The organism is Xenorhabdus mauleonii (genome assembly GCF_900113945.1).
Classification (GTDB): domain Bacteria; phylum Pseudomonadota; class Gammaproteobacteria; order Enterobacterales; family Enterobacteriaceae; genus Xenorhabdus; species Xenorhabdus mauleonii.
The window spans coordinates 82,809-103,125 of record NZ_FORG01000002.1; the positions used below are offsets into that span (position 1 = coordinate 82,809).

Sequence of the window (20,317 nt, forward strand, 5' to 3'; positions counted from 1 at the left end):
TACTAATACCTTTTTTCTGACTTGCTTCAAAGAATAACATAATCTGAATTAGGAAGGCTTAAAACACCAAGATAATATTAGTATTTTTAATGAGTTAACCTTCATATTGAATAAGCCTGAAAATGTTATGGGTAAAAACTCAAAAAAATTGTAAAAGTATCACGTGATAAAACCTAAATTAACTTTACGTCAATAACGATAAATTATAAGAATACATTATACAAACCTTCTTACTTTTATTGACAATTCGAGGTTTCTTGAACAAATCCTTAAAAATATTTCCATCAAAATGTCCCCTCCTCTTCTTCCAGCCAACTGAAAACGAGTCATTATAAAGAACAAAAAACCAAACAAACAAAGACAGATGGAACAATAAACTGATAAACTCTCTGTTTTTAGAGAGCAACCTTATGCATTTATTCTTAAAACAACTGATTTAACCAAAGATATCAAAGTCTCTTCAAAAGACAGACTGAGAAGAGTACATTGAACATCACATTTTTATGTCGGGTAGCATCCATTTTTCTACGAGGTTAAGACACTCTATGTTTTCTATTAATAAATCCAGCAAATTAGATAATGTCTGTTATGACATCCGGGGGAATACCCTCAAAGAAGCTAAGAGACTCGAAGAAGAAGGTACCAAGGTTCTGAAATTAAATATTGGCAATCCGGCACCATTTGGCTTCGAAGCACCCGACGAAATTTTAGTCGACGTTATCCGTAACCTGCCTACTGCCCAGGGCTATTCCGATTCAAAAGGGCTGTATTCTGCCCGCAAAGCGATTGTGCAACATTATCAAGCACGAAATATGCTGGACGTTACCGTTGAAGATATATTTATTGGTAACGGTGTTTCTGAGCTTATTGTTCAATCAATGCAAGCCCTGCTGAATACCGGCGACGAAATGCTGATCCCAGCACCTGATTACCCTCTTTGGACTGCTGCTGTATCACTTTCCAGCGGAAATGCGGTCCATTATCGCTGTGATGAGCAACAGGGTTGGTTCCCGGATTTAGATGATATTCGCCGTAAAATTACCCCGCGTACCCGTGGTATCGTTATTATTAATCCCAATAACCCAACGGGAGCGGTATATAGCAAAGAACTGTTACTTGAAATTGTTGAAATCGCTCGCCAGCATAATTTAATTATTTTTGCTGATGAGATTTACGACAAGATTCTTTACGATGATGCCGTACATCACTCCATTGCCGCTTTGGCCCCTGATCTTTTCACGGTGACCTTTAATGGACTATCAAAAACTTACCGTGTTGCAGGTTTCCGCCAAGGCTGGATGGTACTGAATGGCCCGAAAAAACAGGCAAAAGGCTATATCGAAGGACTGGAAATGCTCGCCTCGATGCGTCTGTGTGCCAACGTGCCAATGCAACATGCAATTCAAACGGCATTAGGCGGCTACCAAAGTATCAGTGAGTTCATTTTCCCGGGAGGCAGGCTTTATGAGCAACGCAATCGCGCATGGGAACTCATTAACCAGATTCCAGGGGTTTCTTGTGTGAAACCAATGGGAGCACTATATATGTTCCCTAAAATAGATGCTAAACGTTTCAATATTCATGATGACCAGAAAATGGTTCTGGATCTTCTGCTACAGGAAAAAGTCCTTCTGGTACAAGGCACTGCATTCAACTGGCCAGAACCAGATCATTTCCGCATCGTTACATTGCCACATGTCACTGACTTGCAGATGGCAATTGACAAATTTGCCCGATTTATCGGTAACTATCACCAATAAAGGGAATATTTATCATTCCGCGCCTATCTCAGAAAGAATTAACAGCTTAATGAGATAGGTGCCGATGGAAAACAAAAAGATTATTTCTGGTTATAGTTATTTTTTGTTACAGTTATTTTTGCTTATCTTTATTCCAATCATTAATGCGTTTATTATCCGCCCATTCCGTACATAATTTATCGCGACAGCCATTCTTGGAATGTGCCAAAATTCCCTTTCCATTCATATATTGCTTTGCCCAGTTATAAAATAAAATCATTCCATCTTCAGAAAAAAATTTAGACGGCACAACATATTAATTCCATGCCAAAAAGGTCGGCTTCAATATCATATTTAATAAAAAATTAACATTTTAATGTAAAGAGCACAGATATTTATAAACAACTTATTAAAGATATTGAATTGGAATTCAAGATTAATAATTAAAAAGAAAATATTAATAATATATTTAAAAATATAACTTAAGTCATGTAAATCGTTTGAATCGCACACCATAACCATTAGAATTATTTTATTATTTATTTATATGATTTTACTAATCTCGCTAACTAACAGATCGGCAATTCAACCAATGCACAAAAAGAAAGCAAATGAGCAAAGTAACAAATACCATCAATCCATTGGTTGAATGTTCAGGATTATTTTTTACACCATCCCGGGAATTTAGTCTGAAGAAACTTTAACCATCGTAGGTTTCCTCCCAGTGAATCGCTATATTGTTTTTTTCCTTGGCAGCCACTTAAACCGATAAGATTGAAAATATCAGCCAAAGCATGAGGATTATTTAATCACGCCTGCCTGTAATGGATGAGTGATTGGCGGCTCTATCGATTAACAACGGTTGTGTGCATAAACACTCATTGAGGGCATAACATGAGTTCAACAAAAGCAAGTTCTGTAATATGCCGCTGTGACAATTCTGGCAGTTTTACGCATAAGGTTGATACCACAGCGGCAATTACTTTCAGTTAGTGTAATTTTGGTTTTCTCAACAGCTCATTTTCCCAACAACTTCATGCTGCCTTAGATAAACCAAGAAAAGGAAAAAGACTACAAATACTATGGCATTAAACACTGCCAATAAAAGTGGCATATCAAATGATCCCAACGACGAGACAGAACATTTGTTGAGCAAAAATTATAAGCCCATTGCCTGAATTTCTACGGCAACACTTTATGACGACATCTTATATAGTGATAACCTGAGTTACTCTAAGCATACTGCTTTTTTCTCTCATCGAAAATTGTTCACCTGCTATTTTATGGCGAGTTGCGGAAAGAGTTCTATCCATACATATCGAGAACCATGTTTTATGATCCAAGTTTTGATGTATGTGCCCGAAAACCATTGACAACGCAAAGAAGACTATCTTTGAATAAATCAAATGCAGTAATTAGAAAATTAATCACTCTCTTAAAACAGATTAACTAATCATAACGGGGGCACCTGCTCCGCTTAGAACAAAAAAACCTATGATAGTTCACCTATGTTACTTAACAATACAGCCACAACTGATACTGCTACTTATAGATGATTGTTACCTTTCCAATATGGATTAAAAAATCGCCATCTTTCGATGGCAAACAATCGATTAAAACCAAGATTGCAATTCATATCTTTCAACCTTGACTTACTAAATCCAACAAAAAACAAAACAACATTGAATCCAATATATTCTCATTTAAACCTCATAAAATATTTTCATAAGAATAATTAATGCAAAAAAAATAATTAATCATAGCGCCAAAAACTTGGTTAAAGTAAAAAAATCTAATTCTGCTTATCTCCCATAAGTTATGAACAATACATTTAGATTATGACTGAATGAGTTAGTTTAAAATCCTTTATATTTATAATGGCCATTTATGAAATGCCACAGAGAACTTTTGCTCGGATCAAGATACATACATTTTTTACATCTTTTACCTTTTTTATTTTTTTCATTTGTGATTTCATAAAATCCCATATTAGAATAAGCTTCATATGCCGCGTCATATATAAAACACTTCAGTTTCCCTTCTTTCCCTGATTTTTGTGATTCATTTACCGCATGTTCTACTAGAATAACGCCTGCATTATTAATACCACAATGAGTAGCCAACAGTTCTACTTCAGGTAAATCCGAGATAGAGTTATTAGAAAAAGAAGATTCAGAGGCGTATATATCTTCAAGTCTCAACTGCAATGCCCCAATAGGAACACCAGAATAGAATGCGATAAAGAAACATTTATTATCGTTTGATTTACCTATTCTCATATTCATTGTAATGATGTCTTTAATTTGTTCGAACATAAATCTTGCATCTTCATACCGACTCAAAAATTTATTTGATTCAATATCAGATGGATCATGAAAATTATCTCTCCCCCAATCTTTTTCTGTCATATTTTTAGTTAATATTCTATTGATTAAATTAACAGCTTCTACTGCACCCACTTTTTTTACTGTGATCAATGCCCTAGCATCGAGAGCAGTTACATAAATATCCGAAATGGATTTAGAACGGGTTAATAAATTAGGCGAAACATGTCGATTATTAAAAGATTTTGATCTGAACATTGTACTGTCCCATATGATTAGAATTACTGATGCCTTATGACTAGATTAAAAAGACCAATTTAGATTTCTTAACAATTCATAATGAAATTATTAATAAGATAATTTCATTATTAACTGAATTGCTATCATATAACATTTTGAATTATATAAAATAATTGTTGTAAGTAAATATTTACTTATATCAGGAACTTTATAAAATTACGGTTAGCTATGTCACGGAGATGGATGATTAATGCAGAATTCCTATCTGATAGGAATTAAATAAATAATCATAGAAAAAGTTTTAAAGCTTTAGCACCATTCATCTTTGGTCTTTTATGGGTAACACTTGTTCTTTATCATTCAATAAATTAGTTTTACAATCTATATACTTATAGCGACCATTGATGAAATTTCATACAGGACTTTCATTTGGATCAAGTTGCATATATTGAGGAGATAATTCAGTGAATCCCATATTTAAATAAATATCACGTACTGCTTCTAATATAGTACATTTCAACCTTCCCCCTTTCCCTAATTTTAGTGATTCGTTCACCACATACTCAATTAAAATAATTCCACAATTTCTAATACCACAATGAGTGGCAAAATATTCGACTTTAGGTATATCTGTATTATTAGCAGCGACATAACCCGATGGATTTCTAAGATTCAACTGTAACACCTCAACAGGAACACCAGAAAAATAAGCAATAAAAAACAATTTATCATCATTTAAATTAGTTACATGCATTTCAGCTTCATTCTTTATAGGCGTAAAAAATAATGTGAATCTCTATAGTTATCCATCCATTTCATTTGCTCGGCATCAAATGGACCATTAGAATTAACGTTTTCCCAGTCTGCTGTCATGTTTTAAATTAATATAATATTAGTTGCACTAACTGCCTCTGCTGCACTAACTTTTTTTACCGTGATTAAATTAGATGGACACTGTCGATCCATAAGATATTTTGGCTTAAACATTGTATTATCCCCATATAATTTAATTATAATCTCTCTTTTTTACAATTAATTTTCTAAAATATCAATTGAAAATTTATTATTGTTTACTCAATCAGTAAAGCATCCTTTATAAGATAGTTTTATGAATGACTGGATGGTTATCTTATAATAAATTCATCTCCTATAAGTTATATTATAGATGCGTTAAAAATAGAGATTCATTAATCACGATCACTCTGAATAACGTGTTTATAGAATTACGGTTATCTATATTCCATCGGTTAATGAAAGACAGGAGTCAGTCATCGAAGGCAATTTTTAGCTGAAGAAATTCAGTCTCAACGAATTTACCATGCCTTTATAGCCTAAGCGCAGCTCGAAATCCATAGCGCACACCCCTGAGAAAGGTGAGGAAAGTTTAATTTATGTCTTTTAACACGTTAAATTAGTATGATATTATTATTTTTTATTTTTTATTTTTTTATAAGAAGAATTTTTTAGAAGCACTTTGTTATTGAAATTCATAATATAAACTTAATGCACTTCAATAATAGATATATTTCTGTTGTTATTTTTCTTATAACAACCTATGGTACCTATGGTGAGGACCCCAAGAGATAGAATAGTCAGCCCTGTAAGAGGATTATATGTCAAAAATTATTGATAATTTCAGTCTCTTCCTCACCGTATTTTCTATAAAAAATTATATTAATATCTTATTCACAAACAAACTAATGTAACTTAATGATTGTCATTAGAGTCTGTATCATTGCCCATATTAGGGCCTGGAAGAAGTTTAGTAATACGCCAATGGTTCTTAGTCTGATCTTGTCTAAAATAATATTGACCATCATCAACAGAAAATGGAACTTGATATTGATAGATATTCTTCCACTCGGCTGAATGTATGATCCTTCTTTGTGGCAAACCTCCTGCATATATATCGGAAACAAACCATAATTTATCATCAAATCGTTGACCAGAGTAATAATAGACACCATCAATAACATATGGAAACTGAGAATCATAATAATCAGCCCAACTACCAGATTTTGTCTGAGGCCCAACTTTTCCATCATTATTCAATTCATAAGCAAAAAAAGCAAAATTAACACGTGATTGCCCATAAAAATATGCTTGCCCTTCCATTGAAAAGAAAAATGTAGCTTCGTAGAAATTATCCCAACTACTTTCTTCTATTATTTTCCCCATTTGCCCATTTGGAAGGATATTTCGTATAACATAAGGGCATTTGCCATTTTCATCTTGGTCTTTACTATGAAGATAAATAAATTGACTGTCACCAATAGCATACGCGAACCCTACATCATAAGCACTATCCCAATAACCTCTATCGACAATGATTTTGTGCCCTTTTTCATCTATTTTTGCAACTATCCAATAAGATTTATATTTGCTATTTGATTTATTAACAAAATTTGCTGCTAATCCAAAGATATATTGATCTTCTCCAAGCAGAAAAGGAAATATCAAATCATAAAAATTTGTCCATTTCTGTCCTGTTGAAGTCTGATCTGTCATCATTCCGCCAGATACCAGTTTATGAACGGTGACCAAATGGTCACACTCATTCTGGCGGAAAAGATATTGTTGATTATTAATGGAATAAGTTAATACTGTTCTAATATATTTTCCATCAACTGGAGGGGTAGTATCACAATCCAAATTACGCTGAAAATGGATTGGTTCGGTTGCATGAGCGGTTTTACTGTCCTCCAAAAAACCTGTTAACGTTACAGTTTCACCATTTTTATTTGTATCATAAAGTTCAAAACTTACATTTCCCGTTGTATCAGTAGTCATTGAAGTAGTTTGAACTTTACTGTCTTTCTCAAAAGAAGCCAAACCTGTAACACTTAAGTCAAGTTTACGACCAGAGAGATTTACCCCCGAGCCTGTTCCAGTAAGAATAGCTTTAACTTTATTACCCAACCCACTCTCTGCCATTGCATAGTCACTAATTACCTTAAAATTAAGCGCATAATATGCCGTAGCTTTGAAATGATAGGGTTGTACAGCAATTTTCCTACCACTCTCCCGCAGAAAGAGCGTCAACTCGCCATCACCACCGACATCCGGGCCTACAATAGAAACAGAGGCTTCTCCTGTACCATCTGTCTGACAGAATAATTTTTTTTGGTTTGTTTCCTGACCATTAACAATAAAAGTACCTAGTGAGCATTCAGCAATTAATGATAATTCTCCTAATGTAATAAAATCGTCATGAGCGATAAATTGAATATCAGTCATCGCTCTTCCTTGGAATAACCCGTAAGATGGGAAAAACCTTACTGAAATATTCATATTATTCGGCTCACAGTGTAAGAGGATCGACAAAAACGATCGTATTTCTAATTTGTCCCATAGAAATACCGCCGACATTAATTGTAAAATTAGATCTAACGGCTTTATTCGATGTCAATTCATAAGCTAATATTTTACTACTATCAGGATTAATTATTTCTAAAACATTACTCTTACCATTAATTTTAATGCAAGGGCTATCAAAACTCACTTTAACATCAGTAATTTTATCTGATAGGAGTTTAATCAATAGAAAACACTGACAGATCCCGTCAGCCACCCCATAAGAACTATATGTATAAGTGAGTTCTTCTCCTTCAGATACCATCCAATCTGAGAAATCCAAAGGCACTTTATAGGCAATGACGGGATCTTCATAATTAAGATTTAACACACTATTTTTGGTAATATCATTACTATAGATACGAAGATAACCTACGCCATTTGTACTTATGTCGTCCATCACGATACTACTGCTACCATTATCAAATAACGCATTTGTTAGTTGAGCTTTTATTGGAGTACTATTTGAAGCAGTATATATTACCGCTGTTAAAAAAGGCTTTGTATCAGGGTAACCACTAAGACTAGAACCAATATTTTTAGTTGTTTGTACTTTTATATTAACAGTATCTATATCATCAATAATGGAAACTTCAGTATAGCTTGATGTTATTTTTTCATTAACTGCAGAAAAGCTTGCAACAGCAAACTTTGCTTCTGAAAAGTTAACTTTATTTGTTTCTATTTTAACATCCTTATAACCTTTACTTATATCATCGTAAGTTAAAACAATATCACCGGAGCTCAGTTCAGATAATTCAAAATTATATTCATTTAATATTTTTATTATAATGTCTATAGTATCAAACGGTATTAGCCCTTTAAATTTAGCTCGAACCTTGATTCCTTCGTCACGCTCAATTTCACTCAGATACACTATAGATTTTTTAGCATCCAGGAAAATCACTTCATTATCTAAATTACTCATAGTAGAGCCTCCTATAATGGTTATATCTGATACTTTTGAGTAAAGATTATTTTTATTTAGATCTGTCACACTATACTTAGCCTCACATAAACCAAATATATTGATATCTCCCACATGAAATAATAAAAAATAAAAATCTTGATCTAATTTATCTATTGTTATGTAATAAGCAATACTTTTCACTTTAGTATTTTCATTGCCTTTTAAATAAATCTCTCCCTCAATCCTATCTAGCAATTTAGATTCTTTATATTTACTCACTTGCATTATTATATAATGAACACCCATTGCCTTTATATCGGATATGTTAATCACTCCATCTAATTCACCTTGTGGTAACTTAGGAGCTGTTAAAAGATTTTTATTTTTCTCACTCATAATTTACCTTTTAAGTAGTTTAAAAAATATTTAGATGATTTTTCTACACTAAAATAAATCTACCCATTCCTTGATACAGAATTGATTATATAATGGTATTAATTAATCAATACCCAAGAAATAAATAAAATCACCCATTACTAAATAAGCATTGACAGTTAAATGTGATACTATTTTATTAGGTATTAATTTACTCCCTTACATATATCGTTATAGAAATTAGATTAAAGAGCGCTTTTATTATCAGCACTCTTCTCTTCTTATCTATTAATTATTATCCGTGTGGCCTGGATCAGGAATAGTTCCAATATTTGCATCCCAACTAACACCATACCCTAATTGTTCAGGCAGATAAAATTGGTAATCAAAACTGATATTACCAGTTCCTCTCACATCAACTATATCCCCATAAGGAATATGGAAGAAAATCGAATTTGCATTACCATCACTTCCAATTTCATTTAAAGTAATTTGTTGATTGTACGACTTTTTGAAATTTTTATTATCTGAATTTATATACATATTTAATGTAATATCGTTTATATTTAATGGAACAGAATTTACTGTAGCGTTCGGATCATGAGTGTCAGAACATAAAATCTCAACAAATAACCCACTATATTTGTATCCAGGATATTTCATTATTGCATCATAATTAACATAATTACCATAGCCTGATGGTATGGTGTTATCAGGGCCAACACCAAGGCTAGTATGAACTATGCAGGGATTATAATTTCTTTTAACTGCCGGATCGGGTTCATAAGGAATTCCCCCTAAATAAGTCACTGGCAGAGCCTCTGAACATAAGGAAATATCTTTATGCCTAATTACTTTATAAGAAAATTGAGATGATACACCTTGTGTAAAAATAGAATAAGGGACTTGCATCGAATAATTATTTAACTGTTTTTTAGGGTCCACAATAGCTACCGAAATTCCTGTGTAATTGCCATTAACGAAAAACAAAACAATATCATCTATTTTCAATTTATTATTATAGTCATATATTGATACTAAAAAATATGATAAACCTGCATTTGCAGCTATACCATCAGGATCATAATCACTAATATCTGGTGCATCCATAAGTTCCATATTAATAGGGTCACAGTCATTAACTACATGAATCACCTTAGAATAAGACTCATATCTGGTATTTAAAATAACAGTTTTTAATCCAAGTATGTTGGATAAAGGTAATTTTGGAGAAAGATAAAACTTCACAACTCCTTGAGAATCTGAAAAAATAGTTATCCCATCATTTGGCCCCACTTTCTCAACAGGAATTTCTTTATTATTTTTAGCATCCTTAAAAACAAACTCTTTCATTTCATGAAGTTCGAATGAAGTTATAAATATTGGTGTGCCAATTAATTCTTTATTCGTGTTTTTATTTTTTAAAGTGGTATGTATTGCAGTAGATGGTAATTTACTACTACCTGATGGTACTTGTAAATAAGGATGCTCAATAAATAAATGCAATGAATTTATATCAAGTTCATTAGCTTTACCTGTAAATTTTACAGTTTCAAAGCCATTTCCACCAGCAAGTGCATCCGTAGTTACGTCGAATGTAATGGGAGAACCATCTTTTACGGTTTGACCACCTACTTTCTGAAGTACTGTAAATCCTAACGTTGCAGTTCCTCCACTGAGCAGATTACAAGTATCATTAGAGATGGGAATAATCATTTTATCAAATTGTATATTATTGCTATTATTCTTAATAATTATACTCTTGCACGGTTCAATAGGTTCATCTGAGTTTAATGTCACAACAAAACTAACATACTGCCCTATGACTAAATCAGCATGAGTCATAATTGAAATTTCCATGTTATTTTTTTTACCCACCATTTCATCACCTCATTTTTATTATGGAAAATATAAGTTGTTTATTTTTATTAATTCATTAAACAATTACATTAATTGTTTAAATTAATAAATTTTTTTATTTTATAAATCCAAGCTTGACTTTATTGATGAATTTTCAGCCTAAATACATATCAATAAGAAATCTAATGATAAAAAGTTATCGTTTGATAACTTTTTATCATTGTGAGACTTGATATATTCTTATTTATATAACCAAATTTCATCTCTTTAATTATTTCTTACAAATGTAAAAATATAAAATACCCCTGTAAATAACCATCACATGATGTTATTCGAAAACTGTAAAAGAGCTATAATAACAATGAGTAAGAGTGTCACTTTCACTATAAAAAACAATTCCACGCATTCATTTTAAAGTAATTTATTAATACTCTAAAATTAGATATATTACTAAATTCGACATGCATTCCAGTTTCTGCCAACTGAAACATTGTTTAATTTCCTATTAATTTATTATTGACCGATACCAACCCTCTCCTAATGCTAGATTAATATTCAAAACAGCATGATTCAAAATAGTTATCACATGATAATTCATTGAATTATCAAAAATAATATTCAGGTAAATTTCGAATAATTTTCATCGCTGCCATATCAATCAAGCAAAATACAGACTGAACTAATCCCAGTAAGGCAATCCCAACGCCCTCTCTTCCCGTTCTGCTTTAAAAAAAGCAATGGAGAAATTTAGCACTCAAGAGGTTTACTTCCTTTCGCCAGCCGCCCACAATTGATCACTCCATTGCGCAGGAAGAGAAAATTATGAGCCATTTTTTTGCCCAATTATCCCGTCTGAAATTAATCAATCGTTGGCCGCTTATGCGGAATGTGCGTACGGAAAATGTTTCAGAGCACAGCTTGCAAGTCGCCTTTGTCGCGCACGCACTGGCAGTCATCAAAAACCGGAAATTCAACGGCAATGTCAATGTTGAACGAATAGCGCTGCTGGCGATGTATCACGATGCCAGTGAAGTTATCACCGGCGATTTGCCTACCCCGATTAAGTATTACAATCCGCAGATTGCTTACGAATATAAAAAAATTGAAAAAATTGCCCAGCAAAAGTTGCTGGATATGCTGCCGGCTGAGTTGCAGGATGATTTTCGCTGCATATTGGATGAGCATTGCCATACGGAAGAGGAAACTCTCATCATTAAACAAGCTGATGCGTTGTGTGCTTATTTAAAATGTCTGGAAGAGCTTTCAGCGGGGAATGTCGAGTTTAATCAAGCCAAAACTCGGTTGGAAAAAACACTGGCTGAACGCCACAGTGCTGAAATGGATTATTTTATGGATGTCTTTGTGCCAAGTTTCAGTCTTTCCCTTGACGAAATCAGCCTGTAACTAACGCTATAATGCCGTTTATATCCTTCTGAAATTGCATTGTGCCTGTCATCTTTCAAGTTGCAGCCACTTCCGCGCAACTTGAAAGATAGGCGTTCTTGCAAGGCACAGGATCAGAATGGAAAAAGTATCGGAATAATCGCGACACTGATCCCCATGACAATCAACGTAAAGGGGATGCCAATTTTCAGGAAATCTGCAAATTTATATCCGCCCGGCCCCAATATTAGTGTATTGACGGGAGAGGAAACCGGTGTCATGAATGCCGCCGAAGCCGCCACGCCAATTATCATCGCAAAAGGTAAAGGCGATACTGCCATCTGATTCGCCGCTGCAATTGCTATCGGCGCCATTAACACCGCAGTCGCCGTGTTCGAAATAAATAGCCCGATGACAGCACAAAGCACAAACAGGCATATCAGCATCACCCTTGGCCCCATATCACCCGCAATATCCATCAATCCACGGACAATTAAGTCAATGCCTCCCGTTTTCTGCAATGCCAGCGCAAAAGGCATCATGCCGACAATCAGAATAATGCTCGGCCAGTGAATGGCCCGGTAAGCACTTTCCATATCGATACAGCGGAATTTTCCCATCAGCAGGCAAGCAATTAACGCTGCAATAAAATTGGGAATTTCATTGGTCAGCATCATGGCAACCATCAGTGAGAGACAAAATAAGGCATGCGGTGCTTGTGAGGCGGCCGGAGCGGCGCTCTCTTCCTCCACAGGCAAGTTCAGGACAATAAAATCAGGCGCTTTCGTTTTTAGTGCCCGAATCAGTTTCCAGTCACCAATAACCAGCAAGGTATCACCGAGCAGCAAGGGTTCATCGACTAATTTGCCTATCAACGCCTTACCGCCACGACGGATCCCTACAACATTGAGGCTGTAGCGTGTACGGAACTTCATGCTGCGCAGGGATTGCCCCAACAAATCAGATTCAGGAATGACGGAGACTTCTGCCATTCCGACATCACGGGATTGTGACGAAAAATATTCACCACGCAATACCATCGGCTCTAGCTGCTGTTCGCGGCAGAATTCCCGTAAATCGATATCACTCTCAGACATATCCACCAGTAAAACATCGTGTTCCTGCAACTCGATATCACCGGTAGCTGCCACCATCACCCGACGGAATTTACGCCAGCGTTCAATGCCAATGACATTGGCACTATAACGGACACGCAGACCCAACTCATCCAGTGTATGACCAATCAAAGGTGAGCTTTGGCGAATGGCGAGGCGGCGCGCGCGACCAGATAATTTATAATCTCGAATAAGATCACGAAATGTCCTCTGGTAACGTTTATCCACAGCCTGCTGGGTATTTCCGCCCAGCCAACGACGGACAATCAACATATATGCCACGCCTACCAGCAGGACAAGAACACCGATTGGTGTAATGGAGAAAAAATCAAAGCCCCGCAACCCTTCACGCACCAATTCACTGTTGACAACCATATTGGGTGGTGTCGCGACCAATGTCATCATGCCGCTGATAAGACCGGCAAAACCCAATGGCATCATTAGCCGCCCGGGAGAAATTTCCATTCTGGCAGCCACACTCAATACAACAGGGATAAAGATAGCCACAACGCCCGTCGAGCTCATGAAAGCCCCCAATCCGGCTACCGACAGCATCAGCCAGACTAGCATTTTTGTTTCACTGCTGTCGGCGATCCGCACCAGCCAGTCACCCATTTGATAGGCAACACCAGTTCTCACCAGCCCTTCGCCAATAACAAACAGGGCAGCAATCAATAACACATTGGGATCACTAAAACCGACTGTGGCCTCACTCAACGTCAGGGTGCCACTCAAGACAAATGCGATGATCACCAATAAAGCCACAACATCCATTCTGACTTTATTGGTGGTGAAAAGTACAATAGCTATTAATAGCAGGGTCAATACCCACAACAATTCGCTATTCAATTCGGCTCCTATCAACGATACCTTTAAATGAGATGAAACGTTAACAGGGCCAGTAAAACATTTTTCTTAAGAAAAAGACCACGTTAAGATCAAGAACTTTCCTGATCTGTGACAATTCCTTGATCCATCTTGTAAATAGACACATAACCACCTGATTTGACGATTTCAATGTCTTCCAGATTAGTGATTGTCATGTGGATTTCTTCACGGCGTGGAATTCCGGGCAAGTCATGGACGACGACAACCTGGCAGCCTGCATCGAGACCAGCGTGGATACCCGCAACGGCGTCTTCAAAAACGACACATTCCTCTGGCAACAATCCCAGTTTTTTAGCGCCCAGTAAGTAAGGTTCGGGATTTGGTTTACCCTTTTTCACAGATTCCGCAGTCACCCAGTGAGCAGGCTCAGGTAACTCAGCCACTTTATGGCGCGCAGAAGCCAGAGGTATTGTGCCCGATGTCACGATTGCCCAGGGAATATCCAGTGCATTCAATTTATCAATCAGGGCCAGGGCGCCGGGCAGCGCCGCAATGCCTTCCGTATCTTCTGTTTCGATTTTTTCTATCCACTTGAAAGTACTGGCTATCTCTTCTTCACTGGCATCAGGCATAAAATGGCGCAGTGATAATATCGCTGGCGTACCATGCACATAGCTCAAGACTTCGTCACGGCTGATGCCCATTTTATCGGCAAACTTACACCACGCTCGCTCAACCGCGGGTAATGAATCGATCAACGTGCCATCCAAATCGAATAAAAAACCTTTACATTGCAGTACCAAACCCGGCTCCTTTAAACGCAGCTATTCGTTTATAAAATTGTTTATTTATAAGAACGGATTATTTATAAACATGAGTAATTTATAAACACTATGCGTTAATAATCTGACCAATTTCAACGGCACTCAGATGGTATTGGCGAGGGCAAGAAAACCAAAGCGCCAACATGCGCTGATACTTATTCCACATCGGCGTCTGGGAATTAAAACCATGACTGCCGGAGTCAAAATGCGTATAGCGCCCTTCCGTATTCACCATGAAACGCACATAAGCAAGATAATGGGGCTCTGTCGCCGCATCAAAACCTAAGAATGAGATACGACGTTCATCCAGATCTTGCCGCTCTTTAAGATTAGTCAATGAAACATGCAGTGCATGATACATTTCCATAATATTAATGATAGTACGACAAGTCTCTTCAGATAACTCACCAAAATCGCGATCTAACTCACGTAATTGTAATCCAAAACCCCGCTCAATAATGGTTTGGTAACGGCGATACCGTTCAGCCTGTTCAGGCTCCAGCATAGACATCAATTTGTATTGATTGGAGAGGATTAAACGTTGTGCATGGGTCATTTCCATTGTGGAACTCCTTAAAGAAGGAAACTGTCTTGACCGCATCATCGCACTACTCATTTTTTATGAGTAGTGTAAAACAACCATTTATTGATCTGAACGGGGTTTATGGGTTAATTGATTCAGCCACCGCCGGAATCAGGCCTCCAGCGGTTCAAATGTCATCAAGGAAAGAGTTGTCCAATTGCTTGAATGCACGTTTAAGCAATTCAGCCAGCGAGAAATAAGTGGGGGCGTTTTCCACGGGAGCCATCGCAATCCCTGCTTCCGTAAATTTCTCCCGGATTTCATAAAACCATTTCAATAAGCTTTCCGGCAATGGCGTTGCCGCACGCTTTCCCAGCCACCATAACCCTTGCAAAGGCATGCTACAGGCAAACAGCGCTGTTGCGACTGATGGCCCCAATTGACCACCTAATGCAATTTGCCAAGTTAAAGTAAAAATTGCCAGTGGCGGCATAAAACGAATACCAAAGCGAGTCGCCTTAATGACACGATTCTCAGGAAAAACAGGCCCGAGCTGCTTCTCCAGCGGCCACGTTTTCAAATATTGCTGACCTAACTGCATTCGCTTGAACCAACCTTGGCTGACAGGTGGTGTCGTATTCATCATGACCTCAATCAATTAAAGGTATAGTTTTTAAAAAATACCTACAAAAGATAAAATCTTTTTTGTAGTATTAATAGCATTAAGTATATTTTGTCTTTATTGCTAGCAAACTGTATCCTACACAGACTTTTATATTGTTGCAGTAACAAAACAGGAATTTTGGCCTTTTTCGCAACAATTGGATTCAGATTGTTAACAAATTACTTTAGTTTTTTAACATTTGTCTTATTTAAGATTAGATCACAACAAGGTAATAGGTATTTACATGTCAAGTAAGCTGGTACTGGTTCTTAATTGCGGTAGCTCCTCTCTGAAATTCGCCATCATCGATCCTGCTAATGGTGAAGAATATCTTTCCGGCTTGGCAGAATGCTTTAACCTGCCAGAAGCCCGCCTTAAATGGAAAATGGATGGAGCAAAAAACGAAGCTGCTTTAGGTGCCGGCGCAGCGCACAGCGAAGCTCTGAACTTCATTGTTAATACTATTTTGGCTGAAAAGCCAGAACTTTCTGCACAAATTTCAGCCATCGGTCACCGTATCGTTCATGGTGGTGAGAAATTTACTTCCTCTGTGATTATCACTGATGAAGTTATCGAAGGCATTGAAGCGGCTATCCCATTCGCACCACTGCACAACCCAGCTCACCTGATCGGTATCGCTGAAGCGAAAAAAGCATTCCCTCATTTGGTTGAGAAAAACATCGCAGTATTTGACACCGCATTCCACCAGACAATGCCAGAAGAAGCCTACCTGTACGCACTGCCATACAGCCTGTATAAAGAGCATGGCATCCGTCGTTACGGCGCACACGGCACCAGCCACTTCTACGTTTCCCGCGAAGCAGCCAAAGTGCTGAACAAGCCAGTTGAAGAGCTGAATGTCATTACTTGCCATCTGGGCAACGGTGGTTCTGTTTCTGCGATTGTTAACGGCAAATGTGTTGATACTTCCATGGGTCTGACTCCGCTGGAAGGTCTGGTCATGGGTACCCGCAGTGGTGACATCGATCCAGCCATCATTTTCCACCTGCATGATGCAATGGGCATGACAGTTGCTCAGATCAATACCCTGCTGACCAAAGAGTCTGGCTTCCAAGGTCTGACTGAAGTGACCAGCGACTGCCGTTACGTAGAAGATAACTACGAAACTAAAGCGGATGCCAAGCGTGCAATGGACGTTTACTGCCACCGTCTGGCTAAATACATCGGCGCATACAGCGCACTGATGGAAGGTCGTCTGGATGCAGTTATCTTTACTGGCGGCATCGGTGAAAACTCCGCACTGGTTCGTGAACTGGTCATGAAGAAAATTGCTCTGCTGGGCTTCGAATTTGACAATGAGCGCAACCTGGCTGCCCGTTTCGGCAAATCAGGCCTTATCACGACTGACAACAGCCGTCCTGCTCTGGTTATCCCAACCAACGAAGAACTGGTTATCGCTCAGGATTCCGCACGCCTGACAGCATAAGCAGCATGATTTTTACAGAACCGCCAGCGATGCTGGCGGTTCGCTATTCATGAATGCACTATTTATATATCGATTGCTATATACCGATTGAATTTCAACATGCAGCGCGACGGCAAGGGAGCTAATCCCCAGGAACATCGCTAACACTATGTGGCCGGGGTGAACGAGTGAAGCCAACAATGCTGCAACTTGAAAGGCAACAGGTATATTCCTTGATAAATATTGCGTTGGCTCATGGTTCAAACTTCGACTATTCATATAGCATTGAACCAACCACATTGAGTCATATTTATTGACTAACGAGCAACCGTCAAAGAGGTTTCCGTGTCCCGTACAATTATGCTTATCCCCACTGGTACCAGCGTTGGCTTGACCAGTGTCAGTTTGGGTGTCATCCGCTCCATGGAGCAAAAAGGTGTTCGCCTGAGCGTTTTCAAACCTATCGCACAACCACGTCGCACTGGTTCTCAGGATCAAACCACTTCCATTATCCGTTCACACTCCAGCATGCCTGCTGCTGAACCTATGGATATGGCTCACGTGGAATCCCTTCTGACCACCAACAAAAAAGATGTGTTGATGGAAGAAATCGTGGCGCGTTACCACGAAAACACCACAGATGCCGAAGTTGTTTTGATTGAAGGTCTGGTTCCGACCCGCAAACATCCGTTTGCCCAGTCCCTGAACTATGAAATCGCCAAAACCCTGAACGCTGAAATCGTATTTGTTACTGCGCTGGGTACTGATTCCCCAGAGCAGCTTAAAGAGCGCATTGAACTGAGTCGTGCTGAATACGGCGGTGTCAAAAACACAAATATCATCGGTGTCATTGTCAACAAACTGAATGCACCTGTTGATGAGCAAGGCCGCACCCGCCCTGATTTGTCAGAAATTTTCGACGAATCCACGAAAGCAACCATTGCTCACATTGATCCAACAACCGTCTTCAAAAACAGTCCGCTGCCAATTCTCGGCTGCATTCCGTGGAGTTTTGACCTGATCGCGACCCGCGCAATCGATATGGCAAAACACCTGAAAGCGGAAGTCATCAATGAAGGCGCCATTAATAGCCGTCGCATCAAGTCCGTGACTTTCTGTGCACGCAGCATTCCTAACATGCTGGAATACTTCCGTCCGGGTTCCCTGCTGGTCACTTCAGCGGATCGTCCTGATGTCCTGATTACTGCATGTCTGGCAGCCATGAATGGCGTAGAAATTGGTGCGGTACTGCTGACCGGCGGTTATGCCATCGACGATTCCATCCGTGAATTGTGCGAACGTGCATTCAACACTGGACTGCCAGTCTTTACTGTGAACACCAACACATGGCAGACATCTCTGAACCTGCAAAGCTTCAGTCTGGAAGTTCCGGCCGATGATCATGAGCGTATCGAAAAAGTTCAGAACTACGTTGCACACCACATCAGCAGCGAGTGGATCGATTCTCTGGCAGCAACGTCAGAACGTCCGAACCGTCTGTCTCCGCCAGCATTCCGCTATCAGTTGACCGAACTGGCCCGTCAGGCTGGCAAGCGTATTGTTCTGCCGGAAGGTGACGAACCACGTACCGTAAAAGCAGCGTCTATCTGTGCTGAGCGTGGCATTGCCGAATGTATCCTGCTGGGTGATCCAGAAGAAATCCGCCGTGTAGCAGCAGCTCAGGGCGTTGAATTGGGTGCCGGCATTGAAATCGTTAACCCGGCGGCAGTTCGTGAACGTTATGTTCCGCGCCTGGTTGAACTGCGCAAAAACAAAGGCATGACCGAAGTGGTTGCTCGCGAACAATTGGAAGACAATGTTGTTCTGGGTACGATGATGCTGGAGCAAAACGAGGTTGATGGTCTGGTTTCTGGTGCCGTGCACACGACCGCCAACACCATTCGTCCACCATTGCAGTTGATTAAGACCGCGCCAAACAGCTCACTGGTTTCTTCTGTCTTCTTCATGTTGCTGCCAGAACAAGTCTTGGTTTACGGTGACTGTGCAATCAACCCAGATCCAACCGCAGAACAACTGTCTGAAATCGCGATCCAGTCAGCGGATTCTGCAAAAGCATTTGGTATCGAGCCGCGCGTTGCGATGATCTCCTACTCTACCGGTAACTCAGGTGCAGGTAGCGATGTTGAGAAAGTCCGTGAAGCAACTCGTCTGGCACAGGAAAAACGCCCAGATCTGATCATCGACGGCCCATTGCAGTACGATGCGGCTATCATGGCAGACGTAGCGAAATCCAAGGCGCCAAACTCCCCTGTTGCTGGTCAGGCGACCGTGTTTATCTTCCCAGATTTGAACACCGGTAACACCACTTACAAAGCGGTACAGCGTTCTGCGGATCTGGTTTCTATCGGGCCAATGCTGCAAGGTATGCGCAAACCGGTTAATGACCTGTCCCGTGGCGCACTGGTTGACGATATCGTTTACACCGTTGCACTGACTGCCATTCAGTCAACCCAGCAAGAAAACGCATAATTTTCTAGCAAAGCAATTTTTTTAATTGCGCAAAATAGCCCCATGATTTTATCTCATGGGGCTATTTTTTTATCTGTGCCCAATTCATCACCCACCGCCACCAACTCAAATAACCATTCACAGTAGAGTGCTGTTTAATACTTTTCTTTTGCAATCAAATTAATGCCTCTATTTCCCATAATGCCTGCGTTTATATCATTTCCTTTTCAAAAAAATAACATATCGACAAAAAAACGAAAATAGATTAATTTCGAAAGCAAAT

General features: G+C 38.7%; 15 protein-coding genes. 4 read left to right on the forward strand and 11 right to left on the reverse strand.

The annotated features are described in order from the left end of the window. Nucleotides 1-545 precede the first annotated feature (545 nt). Entirely contained in the window at nucleotides 546-1,760 is a 1,215-nt protein-coding gene (locus BM100_RS02045) for a pyridoxal phosphate-dependent aminotransferase (RefSeq protein WP_092507461.1), read from the forward strand. 112 nt (nucleotides 1,761-1,872) lie between these two features. On the opposite strand, the gene BM100_RS22900 is transcribed toward BM100_RS02045, so the two are convergent. The 6 genes from BM100_RS22900 to BM100_RS02070 all read right to left on the reverse strand — a co-directional run bounded on the left by BM100_RS22900 (nucleotide 1,873) and on the right by BM100_RS02070 (nucleotide 10,823). Beyond that, nucleotides 1,873-2,049, reverse strand: coding sequence for a hypothetical protein (locus tag BM100_RS22900; protein WP_169924647.1), 177 nt, complete (start codon nucleotides 2,047-2,049; stop codon nucleotides 1,873-1,875). Nucleotides 2,050-3,595: 1,546 nt separating this feature from the next. Continuing rightward, the gene (locus BM100_RS02050) at nucleotides 3,596-4,321 is read right to left on the reverse strand and encodes a GNAT family N-acetyltransferase (RefSeq protein ID WP_092507463.1); all 726 of its coding nucleotides are present in this window, start codon (nucleotides 4,319-4,321) and stop codon (nucleotides 3,596-3,598) included. 394 nt (nucleotides 4,322-4,715) lie between these two features. After that, the gene (locus tag BM100_RS02055) at nucleotides 4,716-5,057 is read right to left on the reverse strand and encodes a hypothetical protein (RefSeq protein WP_092507465.1); all 342 of its coding nucleotides are present in this window, start codon (nucleotides 5,055-5,057) and stop codon (nucleotides 4,716-4,718) included. A gap of 953 nt (nucleotides 5,058-6,010) precedes the next feature. After that, entirely contained in the window at nucleotides 6,011-7,540 is a 1,530-nt protein-coding gene (locus BM100_RS02060) for a hypothetical protein (protein ID WP_092507467.1), read from the reverse strand. Nucleotides 7,541-7,604: 64 nt separating this feature from the next. Then, nucleotides 7,605-8,963 (reverse strand): hypothetical protein, encoded by a 1,359-nt coding sequence (locus BM100_RS02065; RefSeq protein ID WP_092507469.1) that lies wholly within the window; start codon nucleotides 8,961-8,963, stop codon nucleotides 7,605-7,607. Nucleotides 8,964-9,230: 267 nt separating this feature from the next. Then, complete coding sequence (locus tag BM100_RS02070; RefSeq protein ID WP_092507471.1) at nucleotides 9,231-10,823, reverse strand: hypothetical protein; 1,593 nt, start codon at nucleotides 10,821-10,823, stop codon at nucleotides 9,231-9,233. An 801-nt stretch (nucleotides 10,824-11,624) separates the two neighbouring features. Here BM100_RS02070 and yfbR point away from each other — a divergent pair. Then, nucleotides 11,625-12,206 (forward strand): 5'-deoxynucleotidase, encoded by a 582-nt coding sequence (gene yfbR, locus BM100_RS02075; RefSeq protein ID WP_092507473.1) that lies wholly within the window; start codon nucleotides 11,625-11,627, stop codon nucleotides 12,204-12,206. 113 nt (nucleotides 12,207-12,319) lie between these two features. Here the strand turns inward: yfbR and BM100_RS02080 are convergent, their stop codons facing one another. From BM100_RS02080 to yfbV, 4 genes are all read right to left on the reverse strand, one after another. Then, nucleotides 12,320-14,149, reverse strand: coding sequence for an SLC13 family permease (locus tag BM100_RS02080; RefSeq protein WP_092507475.1), 1,830 nt, complete (start codon nucleotides 14,147-14,149; stop codon nucleotides 12,320-12,322). Nucleotides 14,150-14,238: 89 nt separating this feature from the next. Beyond that, on the reverse strand, nucleotides 14,239-14,931 hold the full coding sequence (locus tag BM100_RS02085) for a sugar phosphatase (RefSeq protein ID WP_274539925.1): 693 nt from the start codon (nucleotides 14,929-14,931) through the stop codon (nucleotides 14,239-14,241). An 88-nt stretch (nucleotides 14,932-15,019) separates the two neighbouring features. Then, entirely contained in the window at nucleotides 15,020-15,514 is a 495-nt protein-coding gene (locus BM100_RS02090) for a YfbU family protein (RefSeq protein ID WP_092507479.1), read from the reverse strand. Nucleotides 15,515-15,662: 148 nt separating this feature from the next. Beyond that, nucleotides 15,663-16,118 carry a terminus macrodomain insulation protein YfbV gene (gene yfbV, locus BM100_RS02095; RefSeq protein ID WP_092507481.1) on the reverse strand — a complete coding sequence of 152 codons (456 nt, stop codon included), beginning with the start codon at nucleotides 16,116-16,118 and terminating at the stop codon, nucleotides 15,663-15,665. Between the two features lie 265 nt (nucleotides 16,119-16,383). On the opposite strand from yfbV, the gene ackA reads away from it, so the two are divergent. Beyond that, complete coding sequence (ackA, locus tag BM100_RS02100) at nucleotides 16,384-17,586, forward strand: acetate kinase (protein WP_092507483.1); 1,203 nt, start codon at nucleotides 16,384-16,386, stop codon at nucleotides 17,584-17,586. A gap of 12 nt (nucleotides 17,587-17,598) precedes the next feature. Here ackA and BM100_RS22435 read toward each other — a convergent pair whose 3' ends face one another. After that, the gene (locus BM100_RS22435) at nucleotides 17,599-17,844 is read right to left on the reverse strand and encodes a hypothetical protein (protein ID WP_139216916.1); all 246 of its coding nucleotides are present in this window, start codon (nucleotides 17,842-17,844) and stop codon (nucleotides 17,599-17,601) included. A gap of 66 nt (nucleotides 17,845-17,910) precedes the next feature. Here BM100_RS22435 and pta point away from each other — a divergent pair, with 66 nt between their 5' ends. Beyond that, on the forward strand, nucleotides 17,911-20,055 hold the full coding sequence (gene pta / locus BM100_RS02105; RefSeq protein ID WP_092507485.1) for a phosphate acetyltransferase: 2,145 nt from the start codon (nucleotides 17,911-17,913) through the stop codon (nucleotides 20,053-20,055). Nucleotides 20,056-20,317 lie beyond the last annotated feature (262 nt).